The 23,684-nt window shown below is 39.0% G+C and carries 16 protein-coding genes; 4 read left to right on the forward strand and 12 right to left on the reverse strand.

Annotation, left to right across the window (positions count from 1 at the left end):
• Positions 1–2: 2 nt before the first annotated feature.
• The 4 genes from pyrG to HX062_RS13395 all read right to left on the reverse strand — a co-directional run bounded on the left by pyrG (position 3) and on the right by HX062_RS13395 (position 9,747).
• Positions 3–1,616, reverse strand: coding sequence for a CTP synthase (gene pyrG / locus HX062_RS13380; protein WP_182626555.1), 1,614 nt, complete (start codon positions 1,614–1,616; stop codon positions 3–5).
• Between the two features lie 298 nt (positions 1,617–1,914).
• On the reverse strand, positions 1,915–3,840 hold the full coding sequence (locus HX062_RS13385; RefSeq protein WP_286467741.1) for an LTA synthase family protein: 1,926 nt from the start codon (positions 3,838–3,840) through the stop codon (positions 1,915–1,917).
• A 354-nt stretch (positions 3,841–4,194) separates the two neighbouring features.
• A complete protein-coding gene (locus HX062_RS13390; RefSeq protein WP_286467742.1) occupies positions 4,195–5,370 on the reverse strand; it encodes an efflux RND transporter periplasmic adaptor subunit in 1,176 nt (391 codons plus the stop codon).
• Between the two features lie 12 nt (positions 5,371–5,382).
• Positions 5,383–9,747: a CusA/CzcA family heavy metal efflux RND transporter gene (locus HX062_RS13395; protein WP_286467743.1), complete on the reverse strand. Its 4,365-nt coding sequence runs from the start codon at positions 9,745–9,747 to the stop codon at positions 5,383–5,385.
• Positions 9,748–10,457: 710 nt separating this feature from the next.
• Here HX062_RS13395 and HX062_RS13400 point away from each other — a divergent pair.
• Together HX062_RS13400 and HX062_RS13405 are read left to right on the forward strand one after the other, a co-directional pair.
• Positions 10,458–10,997 (forward strand): AAA family ATPase, encoded by a 540-nt coding sequence (locus tag HX062_RS13400; protein WP_286467744.1) that lies wholly within the window; start codon positions 10,458–10,460, stop codon positions 10,995–10,997.
• Between the two features lie 46 nt (positions 10,998–11,043).
• Entirely contained in the window at positions 11,044–11,808 is a 765-nt protein-coding gene (locus HX062_RS13405; protein WP_182626560.1) for a sulfite exporter TauE/SafE family protein, read from the forward strand.
• A gap of 430 nt (positions 11,809–12,238) precedes the next feature.
• On the opposite strand, the gene HX062_RS13410 is transcribed toward HX062_RS13405, so the two are convergent.
• The 4 genes from HX062_RS13410 to HX062_RS13425 all read right to left on the reverse strand — a co-directional run bounded on the left by HX062_RS13410 (position 12,239) and on the right by HX062_RS13425 (position 17,248).
• Positions 12,239–13,813 carry an MFS transporter gene (locus tag HX062_RS13410; RefSeq protein ID WP_182626561.1) on the reverse strand — a complete coding sequence of 525 codons (1,575 nt, stop codon included), beginning with the start codon at positions 13,811–13,813 and terminating at the stop codon, positions 12,239–12,241.
• Positions 13,814–13,828: 15 nt separating this feature from the next.
• A complete protein-coding gene (locus tag HX062_RS13415) occupies positions 13,829–14,953 on the reverse strand; it encodes an HlyD family secretion protein (protein ID WP_182626562.1) in 1,125 nt (374 codons plus the stop codon).
• Between the two features lie 19 nt (positions 14,954–14,972).
• Positions 14,973–16,292 (reverse strand): TolC family protein, encoded by a 1,320-nt coding sequence (locus HX062_RS13420; protein WP_182626563.1) that lies wholly within the window; start codon positions 16,290–16,292, stop codon positions 14,973–14,975.
• Between the two features lie 86 nt (positions 16,293–16,378).
• A complete protein-coding gene (locus HX062_RS13425) occupies positions 16,379–17,248 on the reverse strand; it encodes a helix-turn-helix domain-containing protein (RefSeq protein WP_286467745.1) in 870 nt (289 codons plus the stop codon).
• A gap of 648 nt (positions 17,249–17,896) precedes the next feature.
• On the opposite strand from HX062_RS13425, the gene HX062_RS13430 reads away from it, so the two are divergent.
• On the forward strand, positions 17,897–19,123 hold the full coding sequence (locus HX062_RS13430) for an MFS transporter (protein ID WP_286467746.1): 1,227 nt from the start codon (positions 17,897–17,899) through the stop codon (positions 19,121–19,123).
• A 4-nt stretch (positions 19,124–19,127) separates the two neighbouring features.
• On the opposite strand, the gene HX062_RS13435 is transcribed toward HX062_RS13430, so the two are convergent.
• The 3 genes from HX062_RS13435 to HX062_RS13445 form a co-directional block, all read right to left on the reverse strand.
• Positions 19,128–19,886, reverse strand: coding sequence for an MBL fold metallo-hydrolase (locus HX062_RS13435; RefSeq protein ID WP_286467747.1), 759 nt, complete (start codon positions 19,884–19,886; stop codon positions 19,128–19,130).
• 72 nt (positions 19,887–19,958) lie between these two features.
• Complete coding sequence (locus HX062_RS13440) at positions 19,959–20,774, reverse strand: AraC family transcriptional regulator (protein ID WP_286467748.1); 816 nt, start codon at positions 20,772–20,774, stop codon at positions 19,959–19,961.
• 24 nt (positions 20,775–20,798) lie between these two features.
• Complete coding sequence (locus HX062_RS13445; protein ID WP_182626568.1) at positions 20,799–21,077, reverse strand: (2Fe-2S) ferredoxin domain-containing protein; 279 nt, start codon at positions 21,075–21,077, stop codon at positions 20,799–20,801.
• Positions 21,078–21,142: 65 nt separating this feature from the next.
• Here HX062_RS13445 and HX062_RS13450 point away from each other — a divergent pair, with 65 nt between their 5' ends.
• Positions 21,143–22,225 carry a DUF3810 domain-containing protein gene (locus HX062_RS13450; protein ID WP_286467749.1) on the forward strand — a complete coding sequence of 361 codons (1,083 nt, stop codon included), beginning with the start codon at positions 21,143–21,145 and terminating at the stop codon, positions 22,223–22,225.
• Between the two features lie 15 nt (positions 22,226–22,240).
• On the opposite strand, the gene HX062_RS13455 is transcribed toward HX062_RS13450, so the two are convergent.
• Complete coding sequence (locus HX062_RS13455) at positions 22,241–23,545, reverse strand: NAD(P)/FAD-dependent oxidoreductase (protein WP_182626570.1); 1,305 nt, start codon at positions 23,543–23,545, stop codon at positions 22,241–22,243.
• Between the last annotated feature and the right edge of the window lie 139 nt (positions 23,546–23,684).

Raw genomic sequence — 23,684 nt, forward strand, 5'->3', positions numbered from 1 at the left:
GATTAGTTGGATTTGAAATCAATAGCTGCTTTTACAAAATGAACAAAAAGTGGGTGCGGTTTTGCTACCGTACTTTTATACTCTGGGTGGAATTGAACTCCAACGAAGAATGGATGAGTATCCAATTCTACAATTTCGATCAATCCTGTTTCTGGATTCCAACCTGAAGCCGTTAAGCCTGCTTTTTCGAAATCCTCTAAATATTGGTTGTTGAATTCATAGCGATGACGGTGGCGCTCATTGATCATGCTCTCTCCGTAAATATCAAATACTTTAGAACCTTCTTTCAACTTACAATCCCATCCTCCTAAACGCATCGTACCTCCTTTGTCCGTAATGTCTTTTTGGTCTTCCATAAAGGTAATTACAGGGAATTGTGTACTCTCGTTTACTTCGGTTGTATTCGCCATTTGATAGCCCAATACGTTTCTCGCATATTCAATCACCGCCATCTGCATTCCTAAACAAATTCCTAAAAATGGAATTTTGTTTTCTCTTGCAAATCGCACTGTTTCAATTTTCCCTTCAATTCCACGTGATCCAAATCCTGGTGCAACTAATATCGCATCTAAGTTTTTCAACTTATCTCCAACATTTGCAGCCGTAATTAGATCCGATTGTATCGTGATAATATTTACTTTAGCTTGATTTTGTGCTCCTCCGTGAACTAAGGCCTCTAAGATAGATTTATACGAATCTTGCAATTCTACGTACTTCCCTACTAATCCAATGTTAACCACGTGATTCGGGAATTTTAAACGGTGAATAAACTCATTCCATTTTACTAAATCTGGCGTTTGCTTTTCTGGTAAATCTAAGCGTTTTAACGCCACTTTATCTAATCCTTCTTGCAACATCAAGTTTGGCACGTCATAAATCGTTTCCGCATCAATAGATTGGATTACCGCCTCTGGTTTTACATTACAGAATTGCGCTAATTTTTGACGGATTTCTGAACTTAAGTTGTGCTCTGTTCTACAAACTAAGATATCAGCTTTGATTCCGCTTTCCATCAACGTTTTTACTGAATGTTGCGTCGGTTTTGTTTTCAACTCTCCCGCTGCTGCTAGGTAAGGAACTAAAGTTAGGTGAACCACAATTGCGTTATTGTCTCCTAATTCCCATAACAACTGACGTACAGATTCTATATAAGGCAGAGACTCAATATCTCCAACAGTACCTCCAATTTCAGTAATCACAATGTCATAATCACCTGTTTTACCAAGCAACTGCATACGATCCTTAATCTCATTGGTAATATGAGGAACGACTTGAACCGTTTTTCCTAAAAACTCTCCTCTTCGCTCTTTCTCGATAACAGACAAATACACACGTCCTGTTGTTACGTTGTTCGCTTGAGAAGTTGGTACATTCAAAAATCTTTCGTAATGCCCTAAATCCAAATCTGTTTCTGCACCGTCATCCGTTACGAAACACTCTCCATGCTCATACGGATTTAACGTTCCTGGATCCACGTTGATGTAAGGATCAAATTTTTGAATTGTCGTCGAATAACCTCTCGCCTGCAACAATTTTGCTAGCGATGCTGCTATAATTCCTTTTCCTAAGGATGACGTAACGCCCCCTGTCACGAAAATATACTTAGCTTGTCTCATTTATGTGTTTTTGTTGTGTTGTAAAGAATAAAACTTGGCAAAAGTACAACTTTTCAAACGATTCTTCTAATTTTAGAAGTCGTAAAATAACTTTAAAATTTACTCGTTTCTATATAAAGCGGTTAGCGAACAAAAGAGAAGATCTTCTGATAAAAGAAGTACGCAAATTACTTGTGTTCTATATTTTTAGTTTAAACTATTTCTCTTGCCTCCGCTCTATTCTTCATCTTCCTCAAGTTTATATTTGTTTTTGGCCTTGGATGAACCTATACTTCGCTTCGGTTTCCCATGACCGCTTTTACTTGTCTAATCGCTTATCGATAATACGGTTAAAATAGTCTTGAACAAAGGCTTTACACTTCATCTCAATTGCTTCCATCTCTTTGTTTTTCTGCTTGATTAAATTGTGTTCCAATCCCTTATCATCAATGGCATAAAAACCCGTTACCTCTTTTCCGTTGAATCGAACGATATAGTTCCCCTCTTGATAGGTGTATTCATTTGCTCCATAATTAATTGTAAACGGCTGAACTACTGTATCATTCAACAAACTTCTCCCCCAACTTCTAAATGGTTTATCGTATCCAATCATATCCAATAAGGTGGGGTATATATCAATTTGCTGGGCCAATTCTTTGTTTACTCCTTTGTAGCGTTCATCTGCAGTATAGAACAAAATAGGCACTGCTGTACGATTGACTAGCTTGCGGTATTCATCGTAATCAATTTGATTGGTATGATCTGCAGTAATGACAAAAATAGTGTTCTCAAACCACGGTTCTTTGCTGCTTTCTTCAAAGAAACGCTTGAATGCATAGTCTGTATAACCTACTGTTTGGTGAATTTGCTGATTTCCTTTAGGGAATTTCCCTTCATACTCCGCAGGTACATGAAATGGTTCATGTGAGGAAACCGTGAATAAGGTCGCAAAGAAAGGACCTTTCTTTTCATTTAAGGTTTGACGCATGTATTGGAAAAAAGGTTCATCCCAAATTCCCCAAGTACCATCAAAATCCTCATCGTTATTGTATTCGGTTTTTCCATAATAATGATCGTAACCCAAGATATTTCCAAAGCCCAAGAATCCCATTGAACCATTAGGAGCTCCGTGAAAGAAAGAGGTATCATATCCCTTTGATTTGAGCGTAGAAACCAACGACTCTATTTTTTGTTTCGGAAATGGCGAAGACGTAAAGGCATCTTTAAATGACGGGATTCCCGCAATAACAGAAGACATCCCGTGAATCGACTTATATCCATTGGCAAATGCATTGGGAAAAATCAAACTGTGTTGGGCCAAAGAATCAATAAAAGGCGTATAACTTTGATAATTCGGAATATTCATGTCTTGATTAAAAGCACCAACATATTCTCTTGCATAGCTTTCTGTAATAAACAACACAATATTTGGCGTAGAAGGCGCTGTTGAGGAATACTGTTTACTTCCGCTAACATACTGATTCAACGTTGCTTCATCCATATACTCCACCTTTTTAAAACTCGTTTTACCAATGGTGCGCAAAATGGCAAAAGGCGTATTTAACACAATATCTGCATGTTCTGGCTTCTCTACATGACGATTGGCATCAATAATATTAAGCGGTCGAGTTGTTTTCTTTAAATCTCCGCGCACACCTGCAATAAATCCAACGGCAACGGCAACAAAGATAACAGCACTAGAAAGGAAGTAGTTCTTTTTCGTTGGCAATTCAAGTGGTCGGGTGAATTTTACGCGTTTGTACAGGTAAACCCACAAAACACAAAGACCAATGCACAAAGCAAATACATGCCAATAGTTGATCAAAAAGTTAAAAAACAACTGCCCTTTATTTGATTCGTGTTCTAAGCTATCAAAAACAGCTATCGTCGTACGTGCATAGATAAAGCGATAGTAGATAAAATCGATGAAATTGGTGGCATATGCCAATAAATTAGGAATAATATAGCTCCAAAATACTACTTTTTGATACCCTTTGCTTGTGCTTTTAAAAATAGGCACAATCGACAATAGGATAAATAAACCATTGACATAAAAAATGGCCATGCGATCAAATGTCAATCCGTGATAGGCTAACTTCAAAAACTGTCCGACCGAATCTACGGCAAGTAAATCGCTATTGTAAAAATAGAATAAAACGCGTGCGATAAAGTAAAAAAAGAAGGCCAAAAATAGTCGGTACAATAACACCAACATTTCATTTAATCTAAAGCGATTTGAAAGCATGATAGGTTCCTCATTTAAAAATTGATGTACAAATTTAATTATTTCTAGGGCTTTCGCTATGAGATAAGGTAATTCTTTTTGTGTTTTAGCTGAAGATTTGGAAATTACGCCAAACGAAGGCAAGAATTGATTGACAGTGAACGGTTAAAACTAGTAGAAAACGCAGAAAACTAATATAAAAAACCGATTGTAAATACTGCATTTACAATCGGTTCTTTGTTTCATTACCCTGCCAGAAATCAGCCTAAAGTTTTAAATACAGTGTTATTTTCTCTTTATAAGGCTAAGTACAAAAGGGTTTTATTCTACATGCTTTGTAGACATTCTCTTTGCTTCTACAAGCAATCGCTACTACTAGTGGCTATGCCCTCCTCCGCCTTCGTTCTTAATCAAATGGCTTTGCAAATAATATGCCCCTTGGGTTACGATGCTGTATTGGTTGGGCAAAGCTTCGAGAATATCAACTTGGGTATACCCCAACTCCTTTACTCCTGTTTTGACCTCCACGCGTTTGTAGTGAAAGTGCTCTTCGTGTTCTCCCGCCTCTTCAGCAATAAAGATAAACTCCCTTCCATCTGCTTTTACAATCGCTTGATTTGGCAGTGCCTTTACGGTATTTGCTCCCACGTCAATCAAAGCATTGACGTACAAACCAGGTATCAAATTATCGTGTACCTGATCGATGGAAGCATGTGCTATTACGGTTTTTGTACCTGGTTCAAACGCTTTTCCAATACTAAAAATCGTTGCAGTAACCTCGGATCGGTTGATATTCGTCAAGTTAAAAGACACTTTTTGCCCTTCGTGTACATAGGGAAGATCTTTTTCGTAAATCTTTAAATCCAAGTGGATTTTGGAATTGTCAACGAGGGTGAATAAGGTTTGACCATTGGTAATATTCGTTCCAATGCGAATGGGAATCGTTGCTACATTGCCCGTAATAGGCGCAACAATCTTTAAAGATCGTGCAGATCCCGTGCCCACCAAGGCCAATTGATTGGTCAGGGATTGGTACCTCGACTTCTCTATGTGTAATTCGGCCTTTGTTTTTTGATAGGTTTTTTCTGAATTGACATTTTCTGCACGAAGGGTTTCCTGCCTTTTGTACTCCAACTGTAAATACTCCAAATTGTTTTTTGAAATCTGATAATCCTCTTGTAATTTGATGTACGCTGGACTATCTGCAACGGCTAATACTTGTCCTTTGCTAACTCTATCTCCAATATTGACCATAATCTGCGTAATTGTACCACTCAAAAAAGTGGTTACATCAGCTTGATTTTGTGGTGGTAACTCAGTTTGTCCGTTGACTTTAATCACATCGGATAGGTTTTTGTCCTCCAGTTGTCCCATAACAATTCCTGCCGCCTTCTTTTGAGCCGTAGTTAATTCCACCTCTTTACTGGCGTTTTCATCATCTGTATGGGTTTCTTCCTGTGCAAATTCGGAAGCTACCTTTTGATTTTTATCTTGACAGCCTACAAATGACAAGCTACCTAAGGTAAGCAAAGCGATATATATTCTTTTCATGTTAAATTCGAATTATTGGTTCACTAAATAATGAAGTGTATTGTGTCCTAAATTGTATTGTAATACCGCATCTAAATAATTAATCTGAATGTTCAATGCTGTTTCCATTGACTGTATGTATTCTACATAGGAAATATCACCGTTGTTATAGGATTTATTAGCGTGATCCTGAATGATAGAGGCATTGCGCAATGCACTCTCCTGGTAATAGTCGATGACAGATTCCTGTGCGTTGATAATTTCCAATTGCTGTTGTACTGCTTCGGACAGTTGTTTTTGAAGGTATTCTTTCTCCAAACTCACCTGTTCAATACTGTAGTTCATCGCTTTTATCTTTTTTGATTGACTACCAAAAAAAAGGGGAATTGAGATTCCTAGGGTATAGCTAGGAATGCGCAACTCTCTTCCGTAATTTGTACCATTGGCGCGCAATCCTGCTTCGGATTCTATCGCATAGCCCAAAGTAATATCGGGCAACAAGAGCGATCGTTCCATACTGCGCATTGCTTCTATGCGTTCAATCTCCTTTTTTGCTACTTGTAGACTGTTGTTTTCTTCTAAATCAAACACTTCCAACGGATTGTGCTTGTCGTATTTTAGCGCCTCCTCCATCAATTCAAAATCGACTTCCAAATTCAAATAGGCCTTAATTTTTGATTTTTCATTTTGTAAAAACGTTGCATTCTGCGTAAGCAATACACTGATTTCCTGTTCTTTCGCTTGTGCGACATTGCTTTCCATCAAGGTTGTTTCTCCTGTTTCATAGCGCAATTTGGCCGATTTTGAAAAGGCTTTTAGCAAGGTAAACTGCTGTTCCAACAACTTCTTTTTAGACTGTGCGTACAGGATATTTTCCCAGGTTTGTCGAATCTCATATTCAATGCCAATCGTTTTTCCTTGCATTTGCAGTTCTGCACTTTCGTAATCTTTATGCAATACTTGCTTCTTTTTGCTATAGGTAAACGGACTAAATGACTGACTCACCGTTAGGTTAACGTCTTTCTGTCCTTTGCCGTTCAAATAGCCAAATCCCATCGATACATCTGTTTTGGGAATGTCATAGGCGGTTTTAACGAGTTGCTCCTGACTTAAAACATGGGCCTTTGCTGCTTTTAGTCCTTGGTTATTTTCACGGGCTAACGTTAAAGCTTGTTCCAGTGAAATTTTCGTTATCACCGTGTTTTGGGATGGATTTTGAGCTTGTGCAAATCCAGCAGTCAAACCAAAGAAAAGCGTCAAAACAACACTTGTGTTAGACGTTCCTTTGCTTCGCTTTCCAAAACCTCTTTCTTCGTAATAGTAGATAATTGGCAACACGATTAAAGTCAATAATGTTGCGGTAATTAATCCTCCGATCACCACTGTTGCTAATGGTTTTTGCACTTCTGCACCGGCACTAGTACTCAAAGCCATAGGTAAGAATCCCAAGGATGCCACAGAAGCGGTCAACAAAACGGGGCGCAAGCGAATTTTAGTCCCCTCTATAATGCGTTCATATAGTCCCATACCTTGTTCTTTTAATTGATTAAATTGACCGATTAGTACAATACCATTTAAAACGGCTACTCCAAATAGGGCGATAAATCCAACCCCAGCGGAGATACTAAACGGCATATCGCGCAACCACAAGGCTGCAACGCCTCCTATTGCAGAGAGCGGAATGGCTGTAAAAATGATTAGGGATTGCTTGACAGACTTAAACGTGAAATACAACAATACAAAGATGAGCGCCAAAGCAATTGGGACAGCAATCATCAGGCGATTGGTTGCTTCTACTAAATTTTCAAATTGTCCACCATAGGTAATATAATAACCCTCTGGAAGTTCTAATCGCTCGTCCAAACGCGCCTGAATATCGTGTACTACACTTTTCACATCGCGTTCTTTTACGTTGAATCCCAACACGATGCGTCGTCGTCCGTCTTCACGGCTAATTTGCTGTGGACCATCTTCATAGTCGATCTCTGCAACCTGGCTCAACGGAATTTGCTGACCATCTGCCAAAGGAATAAAGAAGTTTTTTAAATTTTCAATATCCGATCGCGACTCTTGGTCTAAGCGCACGACCAATTCAAATCGCTTTTCTCCTTCATACACCAAGCCGGTTGTTTCACCTGCAAATCCCGCGCGAATAATCTGACTGATATCGGCAATTTTCAATCCGTAAAGCGCCAATTTATCTTTGTCGTACTTAATGGAAATTTGTGGCAATCCCGTTACGCGTTCTAATTTTGGACTAGAAACCCCAGGTATGTCAGCAATCATCCCATTGATTTCGTCCCCAATACTCGCCAATCGATCCAAATCTTCTCCAAATACTTTGATCGCTACATCACTGCGAACACCCGTCATCAATTCGTTAAAACGCATTTGAATCGGCTGTGAAAATTCAGTCGTTACACCGGGAATCTCTTCCAAGGCAGCCTCCATTTTATCGATGAGCTCTTGTTTTGTTTTGGCCGACGTCCACTCTTTTTTGTCTTTCAAGACAATAATCATATCCGCCGCTTCCATAGGCATGGGATCTGTTGGAATTTCAGCGCTTCCGATCTTAGAAATCACCATCTTTACCTCGGGGAATTGCTCCATTAAGATCTGTTCGGCCTTAGTGGTCGTTTCGATTTCTTGTGATAGGGAACTACCCGATGAAATAATAATATGCGTCGCTAAGTCTCCTTCGTCCAAGGTTGGAATAAACTCACCTCCCATTTTGCTAAACACAACCAAAGCCAGGGCAAATAATCCAAAAGCAACCACTAAAACCAGGCGCTTCACTTGGAAGGCTTTTTCTAAAATAGGTTTGTATCCACTATACAATTTGTCGATTAATTTATCGCTAAAATTCGGCTTTACTTTTCCTGCTTCTTTCTTTAAAAACAAAGCAGAAGCCATTGGAACATAGGTCAACGACAGAATAAAAGCACCTAGAATTGCAAAGGACACCGTCATCGCCATGGGACCAAACATCTTACCTTCAATACCCGTTAGGGCTAAAATTGGCAAATACACAATCAGAATGATGATTTCTCCAAAAGAAGCACTTGTTCGTATTTTGGAAGCTGCAGTATACACTTCCGCATTCATTTCCTGCTGAGATAGTTTTCTGTTTTTCCCCAAATGCAGTCGATGGACAATAGCCTCAACTATGATAACTGCACCATCGACGATCAAACCGAAATCTATTGCCCCCAAACTCATGAGGTTTCCACTAACGCCAAACAGCTTCATCAAACTAATGGCAAACAACAAAGACAAGGGAATCACCGAAGCCACAATCAACCCAGCACGCCAATTTCCCAAGAGTAAAACCAAAACAAACACAACGATCAACGCCCCTTCTACTAGGTTTGTTTTAATGGTATTTACGGTTTTATCAATGAGTTTGGTACGGTCTATAAACGATTCAATGGCAACGCCTTCAGGCAAAGTTTTTTCGATTTGCGTCATTTTTTCCTTGACCAATTTCACCACTTCCTGTGTGTTCGCGTCTTTTAGCATCATCACCATGCCACTCACATCCTCGCCTTTTCCGTCTTTGGTTACGGCTCCATAGCGAATGCTACTCCCAATTTTCACTTCCGCTACATCACGTATTAAAATTGGCGAACCATTTACCGTTTTAACTACGATTTTCTCTATGTCCTCCATCGACTGAACCATCCCTATACTGCGAATAAAATAAGCATAGGGCTTTTTGTCAATATAAGCACCCCCCGTATTCTCGTTATTTTGTTCTAAAGCGTCGAAAATTTCAAGAATGGAAGTATTCATGCTCTTGAGACGATCAGGCTGTACAGCCACCTCATATTGTTTCAAATGTCCCCCCAAAGTGTTGACTTCTGCGACACCTTTTACCCCAATTAATTGAGGTTTGATAATCCAATCTTGAATGGTACGCAAATCCATACTGTTGTATTGATCTTCATACCCCTCTTTGGGATAAACAACATATTGATATATTTCTCCCAAGCCCGTACTAACAGGAGCCAACTCAGGCGTTCCTACATTTTTGGGAATTACTTCCTCTGCGGCTTTCAGATTTTCGTTAATCTGATTTCTCGCCCAATAAATATCGGTATCTTCTGTAAAAACAACGGTAACTACGCTCAAGCCAAAGCGACTGATCGAGCGGAGTTCGGTAATATTAGGGATAGGTTTTACCGCTTGTTCAATGGGATAAGTAATAAACTGCTCTACCTCTTGCGTTGCCAAAGTAGGTGAGCTCGTAATAATTTGCACCTGATTATTCGTAATATCAGGCTGTGTATCCATAGGCAAATGCATCAAAGAATAACTTCCTACTGCGATGATTCCCAGCACAAAGAGTCCTATAATGAATTTGTTTCGGATACTAAATTGAATGATTTTATCTAGCATCTTGGTATAAATATAAAGGGTAATAAAAGTGTTAACCTCTAAGGAGGTTCACGTTCATTAATCGATAAATTTATACGAGCTTAGGCGGTTGCCAGATGTGATAAACGAGGCTTTCTACAAAAGGATAAGGGTGTATTGTTTTCGCTGTACGAATCGTTTGCACAGGAATATCAAGTACGTAAAGCGATAAGCTTATGTTCACTGATACAGCACAACATACACATGCACAAAACGGAGAACATGCATCAAGCGCATCGGAACTGTGATTTACTTCGGTCACATGATCTGCCACATTCTCCACTTGGGGCACAGATGAAACATATCTATCCGCACATGGATAGAACGAAATAACCAAAACGATTATCGCTAAAAGTAAAGATACTATGTAATTGTATTGTTTCATCCCTACAAAAATAGCAAGAGTTTTTTAATTATAATACATATTCCCGCCTCTTTGCAACAGGATTGCAATACAAAGTATGATAAAAATAAATTTGGCATCATCTTTGTACAATGTTAAATATAAAAATTATTTAAAATTACCGTAACACAGTTCAAAAAATAATTTATTTTTGACATTCTGAGGAAAACAATAATACCCAAAATAGCCCGCTAGAAATAGCAAAAACAACAAACAACAAATGAATTAGCCTTTTCTTTCCCAGGAAAAGGCTTTTCTCTTTTTCTCAATCAACTGATTAATCAAAAATATGAGTCAATTTTACATTTTCACCGGTGGTCCTGGCAGCGGGAAGTCGTCTGTGCTTGAAGCTCTTGCCTCAATGGGATACACCACAGTTCCTGAAGTGGGACGTGCTATCATCAAACAGCAAATGCAAGAAGGAGGGGAAGCACTTCCTTGGCTGAATAAACAGCTTTTTTTTGAACAAATGCTCCATCAATCACAGACTGATTACCACAAGCAATCGAAAGATGTGCTTACTTTCTTTGATCGCGGCTTACTCGATAGTATTGGTTATGCCACCCTAGAAGAACTCCTTATCTCTCCCCTCCACCTCGACCTAGCGCAAGCGACAATCTATGCTCCTCTGGTTTTTATTTTTCCTCCTTGGCAGGCAATTTATCAAAACGACACAGAGCGTAAGCAAGACTTTGAACTCGCTGTTCGAACTTATGAAACCATGCAACTTACCTACCAAAGATTTGGGTATCAACTCCTAGAGGTACCCTATACTTCTGTCGAAAAAAGGGCAGAATTTATTGTAAATTCTCTCCATTTAAACCAATAGATGAACTACCTTTACGCACGAAATAACATAGGTTATTTTGTATTGTATGGAACTTGATATTATCTTCTATCTGTGTATAGTTGCTTTTTGTGCTGGCTTCATTGATGCTATTGCTGGCGGCGGTGGACTAATTCAAACGCCTCTAGGGCTTGCCTTACTGCCTGCACTTCCCGTATCTTCTGTTATTGGTACACTAAAAATACCCGCTTTTTCAGGAACGGCTATTGCTGTACTCCAATACCTCAAGCGAACCAAAATTCAATGGTCGTATTTTTTACTGCTGGCCATCCTATCTTGCGCAAGTGCCTTTTTCGGCTCGTATACGCTAACGATAGTAAACAACGACTTTATGAAACCCCTACTGCTCATCATTCTCGTTCTACTCTGGGTGTTCACCTATTTTAAAAAAGACTTTACAAAGAAACATTTAACTGAAATAACGGCCAAAAAAAGATATACCTATGGCATCATCATCGCATTGCTTATTGGTTTTTACGATGGATTTATTGGTCCCGCAACGGGAACCTTCTTTATCATGGGATTCGTCTTCTTAATCGGGTTCGACTTTTTTAAAGCTTCTGCATACGCTAAACTCATCAATCTATTTACCAATTTAGGAAGCATTTGCCTATTCTTATTAAAAGGACAGATCATCTGGTCCGTGGCTCTTCCTATGGCCGTTTGCAACGGAATTGGTGGGTATTGCGGCGCCAAATTAGCCATCCTAAAGGGACAACAATGGGTGCGCTATGTGTTCTTATTTATTATGCTAATCGCAATAGGTAGATTTGGCTATGAAGTGATTGTTTGATTTTTTCGGCTTTCGGCTTTTGTTGTTTGCCTTTTGGGTAGATTAATCTTTTACAAAGCAAGATATCTTGTAATTAAAAATATTCTTTTTACTATGCTTTTATATTTTTACCTCATTTTTTAAGTTGATAAATATCTTTAGTTACACTTCTAGCATTTTGACAAACATCTAATTTTTCAAAGTAATAGGTATACATATGGGATATTAAAATAATTATCCTATCATAAAGCAAAACGCATTCTGTTACTTTAGCTACTAAATAGTGAAAAAAGTGGGTATATAATTCTTTCCTGATGGATATACAAAGTAGAGAAGGAAAAATGAAAACTTGAATTAATCGATTTTTAATTTGTAAAAAGTATTTCATCGTTTCTCATACAAGGATATTTTTCTTACAAATTGTGGGCTCACCAAAAGCCAAACACCAAAACTACCTACCTAGATCTTCCTCAATCTTTTCTCTATCTTTAGCACTAATCCACAGCTGTCCAATTTTAGACATACGGATTCGCGTTAATACATCTTTTGTACGCCCGTAATGGTGAAACAACGCATAGAGTAAAATACCTATACCCAGTATATTTAAAAAGCCGAAAATAATTTTATTTGATGCGAGAATTGCATTGAGTTGTACGATGCTAAGGTTGAGATTTCCACCAGATTGAATCAGTAAAACATCATCCAAATACAAGGCGAGGTTATTCAAACTCTGCACTTGTAGTTTGTATTGCAACCACGTAAATAGCGAACTAAAAATCCCCAAAGAAATAAACGTACGCCACAACAATACGAAACCTATTAAACTCAACAAGCTAGGGATATCCAATTGATCTAGTGTGTAGTACCAAATCACAATAAACAAAATACTCATTCCCATGCCCTTGAAAAACATCGGCAAGAGCCACAGCTCATAATTTAGTTCAGGCACCATAAAGAAGTACATCATGACCGTATACAACATAAAGGAAGCAAACCCAACGAAAGTCAACATACGGATGGGGATGAGGCGATTGAACCATTGGTAAGCGATAATAGCACCAACGATTAGCCCGGGAATCATCATCATATTCAACGATGCGTTAGTCAACGCATTATAGCGCAATACCCCCATTGCAAATGTATTTTGTAAGTTGGTGGTTGCTAAATACATCCCCAAAAAGAATAGCATCACAATACCATGTCTCACGTTGTTCTTTTTAAATGCCTTTAGAGACAAAAAGGGACGAGTCAACAGCTGTTGTCGAAAGAAAAAAACAAAAGCCAAGAGTACAAAAGACACTGTTGCGTATTGAATATGCAGAGAATTAAACCAATCTTGTTGTTTGCCAAAGGCCAAGATATACCCCAAAATCATAAAGGCACTGACATACAACAATACGCTTATCCAATCGATGTAAAACAAAGGCACTTTTCGCATAAAGCGCTGATTGTGTTGAAAGAGCAAACACAGTAGTGCAGTTAATAAGCACAAAGAGGCGTAAAGCAAATAGGCAAATTGCCAATTAGAATAGTAGGATATTTTGGTTATATAGTATCCTGCGATTTGGGTGACAATCAAAACGGCAGTATAGAAAATGCTGTAAAACCGGCCTCTATTGCCATCTTTTGATAAAATAAACATCAAAGGAAGTACAACTTCCATCATACCGAGCATTTTAAATAGGCCGATTAAAAAGGAAGCGCCAATAATTACTTGTGGCTGATGAGTAGTTCCCATCACCATATACAAAAGTGCAATTCCCGTTAAACTGCCCACTAAAATTTCTTTGGTTCGAAAACGAGCTTTGATGCGGACAATCAAGGGCATAACCGTTCCCATGCCTACTACACTCGCATAATTTGCCCATAAATAATACTCACTCATTGCCCCTGTACTCCCTACCAGAAAGGTAATATTGGGTGTATAAATGGCGCTTACACCAAAGAAAATCAGTGCAATTACCACAAGAAGCAATAACATAACAGGTTTGGGAACCCAGGAGTGAAATAAACCTTGATTATACATAAATTGGTGGTTGTACTACTTATTTTTGAGTTGGACGTTCATATTCATTCCCGCTTTTAAGCGGTTAATTTCTTCTTCTTTATTTGCTGGAGTAAACTCAATACGCACGGGAATGCGCTGTTGTACTTTAACGAAATTACCCGTTGAATTGTCTGTTGGCATGCTAGAATAACGATTGCCTGTTGCAGCTGAAATAGCTGTCACAACCCCTTCAAATTGCACTCCACGTACTGCGTCAGCTGTCATGGTTAAAATTGTTCCGATTTGGATATCGGGCATTTGCGATTCTAAGAAGTTCGCAGTTACCCATTTATCGTTGTCGCGTACGATAGTTGTAATTTGCTGACTTGGGTTGAGCAGTTGGCCGACGCTGATATATCGTCTGCCTATGGTTCCGTCATAAGGGGCGCGAATCACCGTATAAGACAAATTGAGTTGCGCCATATCTAACATCGCCTTGGTGCGTTTGATATCGGCCTCGTTTAACGCCAATCGCGTATCTATTTCTGACACAGACAATCGCGAGGTGGTTTGTTGCTTTTTTAAGGCTTCATAGGCCGCTTTCGCTGCTTCATACTCTGTACTCACCTGATCGTATTGTTGTTGGGTTACGGCCTCCGCATCAACTAAGTGTTGAAAGCGTTTTTTATTTTGCTCCGCATTCCACAAACGCGCTTGTGCTCCTTGTATATTCGAATCAAAAACACCAATCGAATTACTTGCCGTTTGTCTAGCGGATAGCGTAACTTCTTTGGCGGCAAGCGCACTTAAATACGCCGCCTCCGCTTGTTCTACTTGGGTGCGGATCTCACTGTCATCCAAAAGAACCAACGTATCCCCCTGTTTTACGCTTTGGTGTTCAATAAATCGAATTTCTTTAATATAAGCCGAAACACGAGTGTTAATCGGATTAATATACTCCTCTACTTGAGCTGATTCGGTATAATCCTTATCTCCAATGTGAAAGTATTTGGTTAATAGCCAATAAAAAGCAAAGGCAATAACCAAAAAGGTCAAGGTATTTAGCAAAATAATTTTTCGCTTTTTAGTGACTTCTTGCTTGTGATTAATGGTAATCGGACCACTTTTTTTCGGTTGTGTTTCCGTAGGTGCTGTAGTAGTATTGTCTGTTTGTTCCATGTGAATAGTCGTTCGTTTCTTACAACGTTCCCGTTGCTTTTACTAAACTGTAGTATTGATAAAGTACTTGTATCTGAGCGTTAGCATAGTTCAATTCTGCTTCGAGTTTGGCATTTGTAGCGTCTGTCATTTCCGCTTGAATCGCCAATTGGTTGTAGTATTTGGACTCAATAATGCGGTAATTTTCCTGGGCCAACTGCTGGCTTTTTTGTAGTAAACTCGCCTGCTGAATTGATTCTTCGTATTTAGTATAAGCGGCGTGTACGCTCATTTCAACTTGTTGCATCGCCCATACTTTGGTCTCTTCCGCCTTTTGTTTTTGCAAGCGTTCTAACTTGATCTTTTTAGGTGCTTTATACAAATTGTCCAAGCTGTAATTTAACGATACCCCAACCTGCCATGTATTGGTATACATATCTAAAACTGGGGTTGACGTCGTCATCGGTCTACTCATCGAATAGCCTCCCACTGCAGCTAGAGCAGGATATTGATCCGTTTTGGCTAGCTCAATTTTTTTATCGGCAACAACTACCGCTTGATCCGATAGTTTTAAGGTTGGATGTTGCGCATAAGCAACATTCAAATACTCCTCATACATTCCTAGCAGTTCTTTTTCTTCCATACCTTCGGAAGGTAGAATTTTCGTTTGCGTATCTAATCCCAAGGCAATTGCTAAATTGTAGTTGACAATCGACAGCATATTGTTGACCACCAACAGCGCTTGATCGATGTTTTGCAACGCCAACTCGGCGCGAATGACTTCATTACGCGTCAACATTCCTTGGCTGTAAAACTGCTTGACATTTTCCAATCGAATCTGTCCCAGTTGTTTATTATTCTGATAGACTTGTTGCTGATTGATGAGCTTATAAAGGTCTAAATAGTTGGAAATCACTAAAAACTTAATGCTTTGTTGGTCGTTCATCCAATCCAACTCGGCCAATTGTTCACCAATTTTCGCAAGTTCAATGGATTTTTTAATCGCTCCCCCTTTGTATAGAAGTTCCGATGCCTGAATAGCATAAGAATTGCCAAAATGCGGTATGTCTGTTGTCGTTACTTTAGAGAAGTCTCTATCGAGAATTAAGGCATCCCCCAAATAAGCTGCTGTTGCAGAAACACCAATTGTCGGAAGTTGGGCTAGTTGGGCTATTTGGGTTTGTTGATTGGCAATATTTTTTTGTTGAGCACTGATTTTCAACTGTTGATGATTGGCTAATGCTAGCTCTATAGTTTCTTCTACTGTTAGTTTTTTGGGAAGTTGCTGTCCGTATCCCCAAGTAGTCGAAAGCAATAAACCGGCAAAACCACCAAAAATTGTGCGCCATTTACTTTTCATTCTTTCCTTTGTTTTAGGCTGACAAAGTTAAAAGCTATCGAAAGCAGGCACAATGATTGAAATTATCAATAAGATGTTCAAAAGTACTATTTCACACTATTAAACGAGGCGCTATATTGCGTTGGACTCATGTTTTGATGTTTTTTAAAGAAGTGAGTAAAGGCATATTGATCGCTAAAATGCAAGGTTGTCGCAATTTCTTTGAGCGAATTTGTTGATGTACTCAGCTGTGCTTTAGCCTCATTGAGAATAAATTCGCTAATAATTTGATTGGGCGTGCGCTGTGCTACTTCTTTTACAACGGCACTGAGATAACGGATAGAAATATGCATAGCATCCGCATAAAACTGAACACTTTTCTCTTGCAAATAGTGATCGGAAACCAAATGAAAGAAATCGTAGGCCAATTTTTCTTGCCGATTGAGTTGCTGTACTTGTTCTTCGTGCAAAGGAGTGACGATGCTAACCAAATGATACAACATGACGTTGAAATAGTTCTGGATAATCTGCTCTGCATAGGCAATCTCCTTGTAATGTTGGGTATAATAAGTCAACAATGCAAGGTTGTTCCAAAATACGGCAAACTCCTGTGCTGGAATAGTAAAAATACGTTTCAATTGATTTTTCAGGTCTTTGTAGACTTTTACACGATTGAGCTGAAAAGTACTGTGCTCTACAAAATCGCGATCATATCCCATCAGGCGAAATTGTGTATGAGGTTCAATCTCTAAAATCTCATAGACGTATTTGGTGTTGATTAAGAGAAAGGAAGCACTGCTCACTTCAATTTCTTGAATTTGTTCCTTCATGCGTACCCTTCCCTTGTATACAAATAATATAGAAGATCGCTTAGGACGATAGGGACGCCCTGGATAGGCCGTTTCAAATATGGTTTCCTCCGTATATATGCGAAGTGCCTCATAGTGTTCCGTCTCTTGTTCTTTTGTATCTGCCATCGTATTGCACATTGAGTGCACAAAGTACAAAATGATTCTATAGGTTGTTCGCTTTGTCCACTACAAAAATAAAAAGATCAAATACTTAGGCTTTAAAATCGCGTTTTCCATATGTATTTCAAATAATCATCCCTTTTTTCCCCTAAATAATTCGAAATAGGTACGTTTTTTGAGAAGTATAAAGTAGTGGTTTGCTTGGTCGACATACTCCGGGAAAAGGAAGAAATGTTAAAAAATCGAGATGTTGACCAAATGCAAACTGCTAGAGTTCTTTATACCCGCTTCAAGATCTCATTATTTTTACTACTATTTGTCATCAAAACACAGCTTAAAACCTGTGTTTACTAAATTGTTCTTCTATCTTTTTAGTGACAAATAGTAGTTTATTTTTGTAAGCTAACAGTAGAACTAGCTTGAACTTCTTTTCTGTTTTTTGTATCCATTTATCATGTCTCTTGTTATAGCCTATTTCTTGGGTGTGAAACAGCTTCAACTCTTGTGCTTGCTATTTTATCTAATTCTAAATAGCAAGTTCGAGACTAAGCGAACTAGTATTGCCACCTATTAAAGCACTATATTTGCATGCTTTTTTCTTTTTTGATAAACACAAGGTCAAAAAAGTAAGCGCCTCATCTAGAACATTCAATTATGGAAACAAAGTTAACGGTACCTTTTTCAAGGTATGAAAAGTTTGTCATCTTTATACTCGCTATTACTCAATTTACTGTCGTTTTAGACTTTATGGTCATGGCTCCTTTGGGAGATTTACTGCTAAAGAGTTTGGCTATGGATACGCAAGATTTTGGAATTGCGGTGTCGGCATACGCCTTTAGTGCTGGAGCCTCGGGCTTATTAACTGCTGGATTCGCCGATAAATTTGATCGCAAGAAATTATTGATGTTCTTCTATATCGGTTTTATTGTTGGAACACTGTTCTGTGGATTGTCCTACTCTTATGAAACCTTAGTTGCTGCTCGCATCTTTACGGGCTTATTTGGCGGGGTAATAGGTTCCATTTCCATGGCAATTATCACGGATATTTTTAGCCTACAGCAACGTGGACGCGTGATGGGATTCATCCAAATGGGATTCGGAGCTAGCCAAGTATTGGGCATTCCCATCGGTCTTTACATCGCCAATAAATGGGTATGGGAAGCGCCTTTTTTCCTAATTGTCGCACTCTCCATTGTTATCGCTCTGCTTATTTTCCTTTACCTGCGTCCAGTTAATGCACATTTGGCACTACAACAAGAAAACAAACCACTGATTCACTTGTGGAATACCCTCAAAAACAAAGAATATCGCATCGGTTTTGTTGCAACTACTTTTTTGTCCGTTGGTGGTTTTATGATGATGCCCTTCGGAACCATATTTGCCGTAAATAACTTAGGCGTACACCCCGATCAATTGCCGCTACTCTTTATGGTTTCCGGTGTTACCTCTCTCGTGTTTATGCCTTTTATTGGTAAACTAAGCGACAAAATGAATAAATACCTCCTTTTTAGCATTGCTTCTTTCTGGCTGATGCTCGTTTGTGTAGTTTATACTAATATGGCGCAAATTCCGCTTTGGTTAGTTATGCTGATCAACATTTTAATGATGTTTGGAATCATGAGTCGAATGGTACCTTCCTCTGCCCTAACAAGTGCGGTACCTGAAGGAAAAGATCGAGGTGCTTTTATGAGTATCAACTCCTCTATTCAGCAAATCTCAGGGGGAATCGCCGCTGCAGTAGCTGGTTTAATCGTTTACCAAGAACACAAAAATAGCCCACTCATGAACTACGACATCGTAGGTTATGTCGTAGTCGGGGTTTCTTGTTTGAGTATTGTGCTCATGTATCGCGTGAATCAATTGATTAAAACCAAAAGATAAACTGCTAGCTATCAGCCGTTAACCACTCTTCTGCATCGTGATAACCGAACACACAAATTTCGGGATGGTTTACAACAAATGCTTTTAATCGTTCGAGGGTTAGAAGGCGCTGTGTATTGTCTGCGGCTCTTGCCTTGGTCAATTCGTGTATTGGATGCGCGTCATCTGTTAATTCTGCGCGAAGATAATAAGCATCCCCCACATAAAAATAGGTTTGTTTTTCTACAGTAAATGCAACACCACAATGTCCCATTGTATGTCCAAATAAGGGAATCAACGCAAGAGATAAATCGGGATGCAAGGCTAGATATCTCGCCTCAAAGCCCAACCAAGTATCCGTTGAAGGGCCATAAGTATGAATCACAGGGCGATGTTGCAAAACAAAGTTGAGATACCTCTCTTCTGGCTTGTAAAAACTTTCTAGTTCTTCTACTCCAACGTGAACTTTGGCTTGCGGAAAATCGAGTAATCCACTACTGTGATCACAATCTAAGTGCGACAATACAATATCAGTGACGTTCAAGGGATTTAGTCCGAGATGTTCAATTTGTTCTTTAGCAGATTGGATGGCATCGAACTTGAATCCCACTTGTTGAATCAGCAATTCATCAAAATGAAGATGAGGATGAGCTATATCACAGCTACTAATACCGGCATCTAATAAGATCAATTGGTCCTCAATTTCGATTAGGACGCAATGTCCAATGGCACGGTCTCCTGTTGGAGATAGAATTTCAACGCAATTTAAGTGATGTACTTTCATTTGTTCTCTAGTTAAATGAGCAACAAACTACGCCTATTTGTAGGACAAAAAATAGAACAAAAACGACACGTTTTAGTGGGAGATAATTCGCAATCGACTACTGTTTAGTACTTCTCTTTCATTATACATCCACTGTTTATCCATAAATGCTTTAGGCGTATAGCCAGAATAGGATTTAAAAAAGCGACCAAAATGAGCTTGATCAGCATACCCTAGCGCATAAGCCAGTTCAACAATTTTTATATCTGGTTGTTTTTGCAAGTGATAGGCTGCCTGTTGAAACTTGAGCAACTGTTTATAGGCTTCAAAACTCAAGCCTACATACGCTTTAAAATCACGTTGAAACTTGCGAGTAGAGACGCGGTAGATTTGAGCCACTTGCTGGCTAGAGGAATTGAAATACGCCTCAAAATTAGCTATTATCGGAATGACAGATGGAAGGTGCTCTCGACAGAGAAAAGCGCTGAAATAGGCATTAAAATAAGAAATAAACGAGGTATAATCGGTAAGCTCTAGCAGGGGATCAATGCTTAAATCGAGAAAGAAGTCTTGCGCGTCCAAACAGCAGTCTGTTAGGGTGGAGGCATCCATTCCTGTCATTTGCTTCAAGGCATAAGGCTGAAATTGAATCCCAAAAAACAAAGTGTCCGCTGCACATGCATTCAAGCAGAATCCCTTAGATTTTTGTCCGTAGAGAAAACACAGCGGCAAAGCCTCAGTTCCTCTAAACAAACCTGAGGTTCCTTGTACATGTTGAAGGATTAAACCGGGATATCCGTCAGAAAAAATACGATAGTTTGGATGTTTGGAACAGGCTGCATCAGCATACCAATAACTTTTAATCAAAAAGCGCAGATGAGGAGGAGGATCAAACAGTTGTATATTCATCGCTACAGGAGTTAAACGATAAATTTAAGAAGATAATACAGCGCTAGAAACGTATTTTTCGAATATTTTTTTTGCTTTTTTCTTCGTCACCTCTTTTTTATAGGTATCGTGTTCAGAAAGATAGACTACGGGGGCCTTTTTACACATGCCTTGACATTTCATTTTACACAAGGCATAATCAGCTTCCATTCCGCTTTCTGCGAGCAGGTCTGCAAAGCAAGCTTTGGCTTCTTCATTGTAGCGGCAACATTTTTTTCCATCGCAAACGAAGATTGTTCGCTCTCCTTTCTTAACTTTACTCATCTGACCAACATTTGTTGCAAATATATGGTTATATTTATCTATTCTAAATAAATTTTTAGTTAAAAATGCGCGCAATAAAAGTAAGATACTACCTTTTCGGATTTGTTATATTCTTGATACTAAAAAACATACTAACAACGAATCCTCAATGGGTTGAGCAATACTATACACAGGGAGTTTATAGGTTTTACTTGCGTATCATCACGGCTTGCACCAACCTCTTCCCTTTTTCCGTAGGTGATGTACTCTACTTTGGTGTAGGGGTATTTCTCTTGTGGAAGATCCGTCAAATATGGAAGAAACACCCTCAGTTCAACAAGCGAATGCTCGCCTATGGGGGGTTAGTTGTCAAAAGTTGTTTGCTCTTTTACATGGCCTTTACCTTGTTATGGGGATTAAACAACTACAGTCTTCCTCTAAGCACACAACTCGACCTACAGCAAGGGTATTCCAAAGAAGAACTTCTGGATTTAACCCAGCAGTTGATAGGAGCGACAAATGATTTACAGCTGACCATTACTCGTGATACCCTCACCCCTGTTGTGATTCCTTTTGATAAAAAACAAATGCTAGCAGATGCCAAGCTTGGCATACAATCCTTGAGTAGATCTACCCAATGGTTTGCGTATGACAACCAAAAAGCCAAAGGATCTTTGTACAGCTTGCCTCTTACTTATATGGGGTTTTCAGGTTATGTCAATCCATTTACGCTCGAAGCACAGGTCAATACCAAAATTCCCGCATCTACTTTTATCGTCACTTCTTCCCATGAAATTGCGCATCAAGTGGGGTATGCCAAAGAGAGTGAGGCTAATTTCATCGGTTTTCTGGCAGCAAAACAACAACAAGACCTTCGCTATCAGTATTCGGCTCATATCTTTGCCCTGCGCTATTGCCTCAAAGCGCTTGAATCAGAACAAACAGAAGAAGAATTCAACGCCATATGGCAAAGTATACACCCTGGTGTACATACCAATTTAATGGAGAATACGCTGTTCTGGCAGTCGTACAAATCAGCTACCGATGCCGTATTTAAATTCATCTACAGCAACTTTTTGAAAATCAACAATCAAAAAGAAGGCATACGCTCTTACAACAAATTCATTGATCTCTTGATACACTACAATAAAAAAGAGCCTATTTTCTAAACAGGCTCTTTTAATTTATTCATCTTTGCTTCTAAAGCTTTCTTCATTTCTTCTCTTATACGGACGTACGATCAAACGCGCTTGACGATCAAACATCAAATAGTTATACATCCAGTTCCAGAACACCAAGAATTTATTTCTAAATCCGATCAAAGACATCAAATGCACAAACATCCATACAAACCACGCAAAGAATCCACTGAAATGGAAGTTTGGTAAATCCACTACGGCTTTATTTCTACCAATGGTCGCCATAGATCCTTTGTCGTTATACGCAAATTTCTTTAGTGGTTTTCCGTCTCTCAACTGAATTAAATTCGTCGCTAATAACTGTCCTTGTTGAATCGCAGGCTGCGCCATCATCGGATGCCCCATTGGCGATTTCTCTGTAATCATCGCTGCTACATCACCGATGGCAAAAATATCTGTAAATCCTTCTACTTGGTTGTATTCATTTACTTTTAATCGATTTCCTCTTTGAATCACATCAGCCTCAAATCCATCGATCACAGCTCCCATTACACCTGCTGTCCAAATCACTGTTTCGGCTTTAAATTCTCTTCCTGATTTGGTTACCACTGTCTTGCCGTCGAAATCTGTTACAATTTCATTGACCCAAACATTCACACCTAGTTTTTCTAAAAATTCTTGTGCTCGACTCGAAGACTTGTCTGACATGGCATCCAGCACTTTAGTCCCCCCTTGGATGACATTAATCTCCATTTGGCGGATATCTAAATCGGGATAGTCTTTGGGCAACACGTGTTTCTTCATCTCAGCTAAAGCACCTGCAAGCTCCACTCCTGTTGGTCCTGCCCCTACAATAACGAAATTCATCAACGCGCGTTTTTCCTTTTCATCATTAGTCAATAGCGCTTCTTCAAAGTTCTCCAACACCAAACTCCTGATATTCAACGATTGTGGAATCGTTTTCATCGCCATACTGTTTTGTTGAATGGCTTTGTTGCCGAAGAAATTGGTTTTAGATCCCGTTGCAATGACTAAATAATCAAAAAATATAGTTCCGATATCGGCAATAACTTTTTTGTTTTCCGTATCAATACGCTGTACTTGGGCAACGCGAAAGAAAATACCTTCGTAATTCTGAACCACTTTTCGGATCGGAAACGCAATAGAACCCGACTCCAACCCTCCTGTAGCTACTTGATACAGCAACGGTTGAAACGTGTGATAATTGTGTTTATCTAATAGTACGACCTGAAAATTTTTGTTCTTCAATTTTTTAGCTAATGCTAATCCACCAAATCCACCTCCAATAATTACTACTCTCGGGCGATTCGATGTAGGAATATTCATCATAACTACGCTATTTTATATGACAAATTTACGACTATTTATCAAGTTTTGCGTTTCCCATTGCCACTTCTTCAACAATCCGAATATTATATTTTATTATCTACACAAAAAATAAGGCTTATTCCTATTTAATCGACAAAAA

The sequence above is a fragment of the Myroides sp. DF42-4-2 genome (assembly GCF_030326445.1).
Lineage (GTDB): Bacteria > Bacteroidota > Bacteroidia > Flavobacteriales > Flavobacteriaceae > Flavobacterium.

Coding starts and splice junctions, on each gene's coding strand:
- pyrG (WP_182626555.1), bottom strand. CDS start 1,616: ATGAGACAAGCTAAGTATATTTTCGTGACAGGGGGCGTTACGTCATCC.
- HX062_RS13385 (WP_286467741.1), bottom strand. CDS start 3,840: ATGCTTTCAAATCGCTTTAGATTAAATGAAATGTTGGTGTTATTGTAC.
- HX062_RS13390 (WP_286467742.1), bottom strand. CDS start 5,370: ATGAAAAGAATATATATCGCTTTGCTTACCTTAGGTAGCTTGTCATTT.
- HX062_RS13395 (WP_286467743.1), bottom strand. CDS start 9,747: ATGCTAGATAAAATCATTCAATTTAGTATCCGAAACAAATTCATTATA.
- HX062_RS13400 (WP_286467744.1), top strand. CDS start 10,458: ATGAGTCAATTTTACATTTTCACCGGTGGTCCTGGCAGCGGGAAGTCG.
- HX062_RS13405 (WP_182626560.1), top strand. CDS start 11,044: ATGGAACTTGATATTATCTTCTATCTGTGTATAGTTGCTTTTTGTGCT.
- HX062_RS13410 (WP_182626561.1), bottom strand. CDS start 13,813: ATGTATAATCAAGGTTTATTTCACTCCTGGGTTCCCAAACCTGTTATG.
- HX062_RS13415 (WP_182626562.1), bottom strand. CDS start 14,953: ATGGAACAAACAGACAATACTACTACAGCACCTACGGAAACACAACCG.
- HX062_RS13420 (WP_182626563.1), bottom strand. CDS start 16,292: ATGAAAAGTAAATGGCGCACAATTTTTGGTGGTTTTGCCGGTTTATTG.
- HX062_RS13425 (WP_286467745.1), bottom strand. CDS start 17,248: ATGGCAGATACAAAAGAACAAGAGACGGAACACTATGAGGCACTTCGC.
- HX062_RS13430 (WP_286467746.1), top strand. CDS start 17,897: ATGGAAACAAAGTTAACGGTACCTTTTTCAAGGTATGAAAAGTTTGTC.
- HX062_RS13435 (WP_286467747.1), bottom strand. CDS start 19,886: ATGAAAGTACATCACTTAAATTGCGTTGAAATTCTATCTCCAACAGGA.
- HX062_RS13440 (WP_286467748.1), bottom strand. CDS start 20,774: ATGAATATACAACTGTTTGATCCTCCTCCTCATCTGCGCTTTTTGATT.
- HX062_RS13445 (WP_182626568.1), bottom strand. CDS start 21,077: ATGAGTAAAGTTAAGAAAGGAGAGCGAACAATCTTCGTTTGCGATGGA.
- HX062_RS13450 (WP_286467749.1), top strand. CDS start 21,143: ATGCGCGCAATAAAAGTAAGATACTACCTTTTCGGATTTGTTATATTC.
- HX062_RS13455 (WP_182626570.1), bottom strand. CDS start 23,545: ATGATGAATATTCCTACATCGAATCGCCCGAGAGTAGTAATTATTGGA.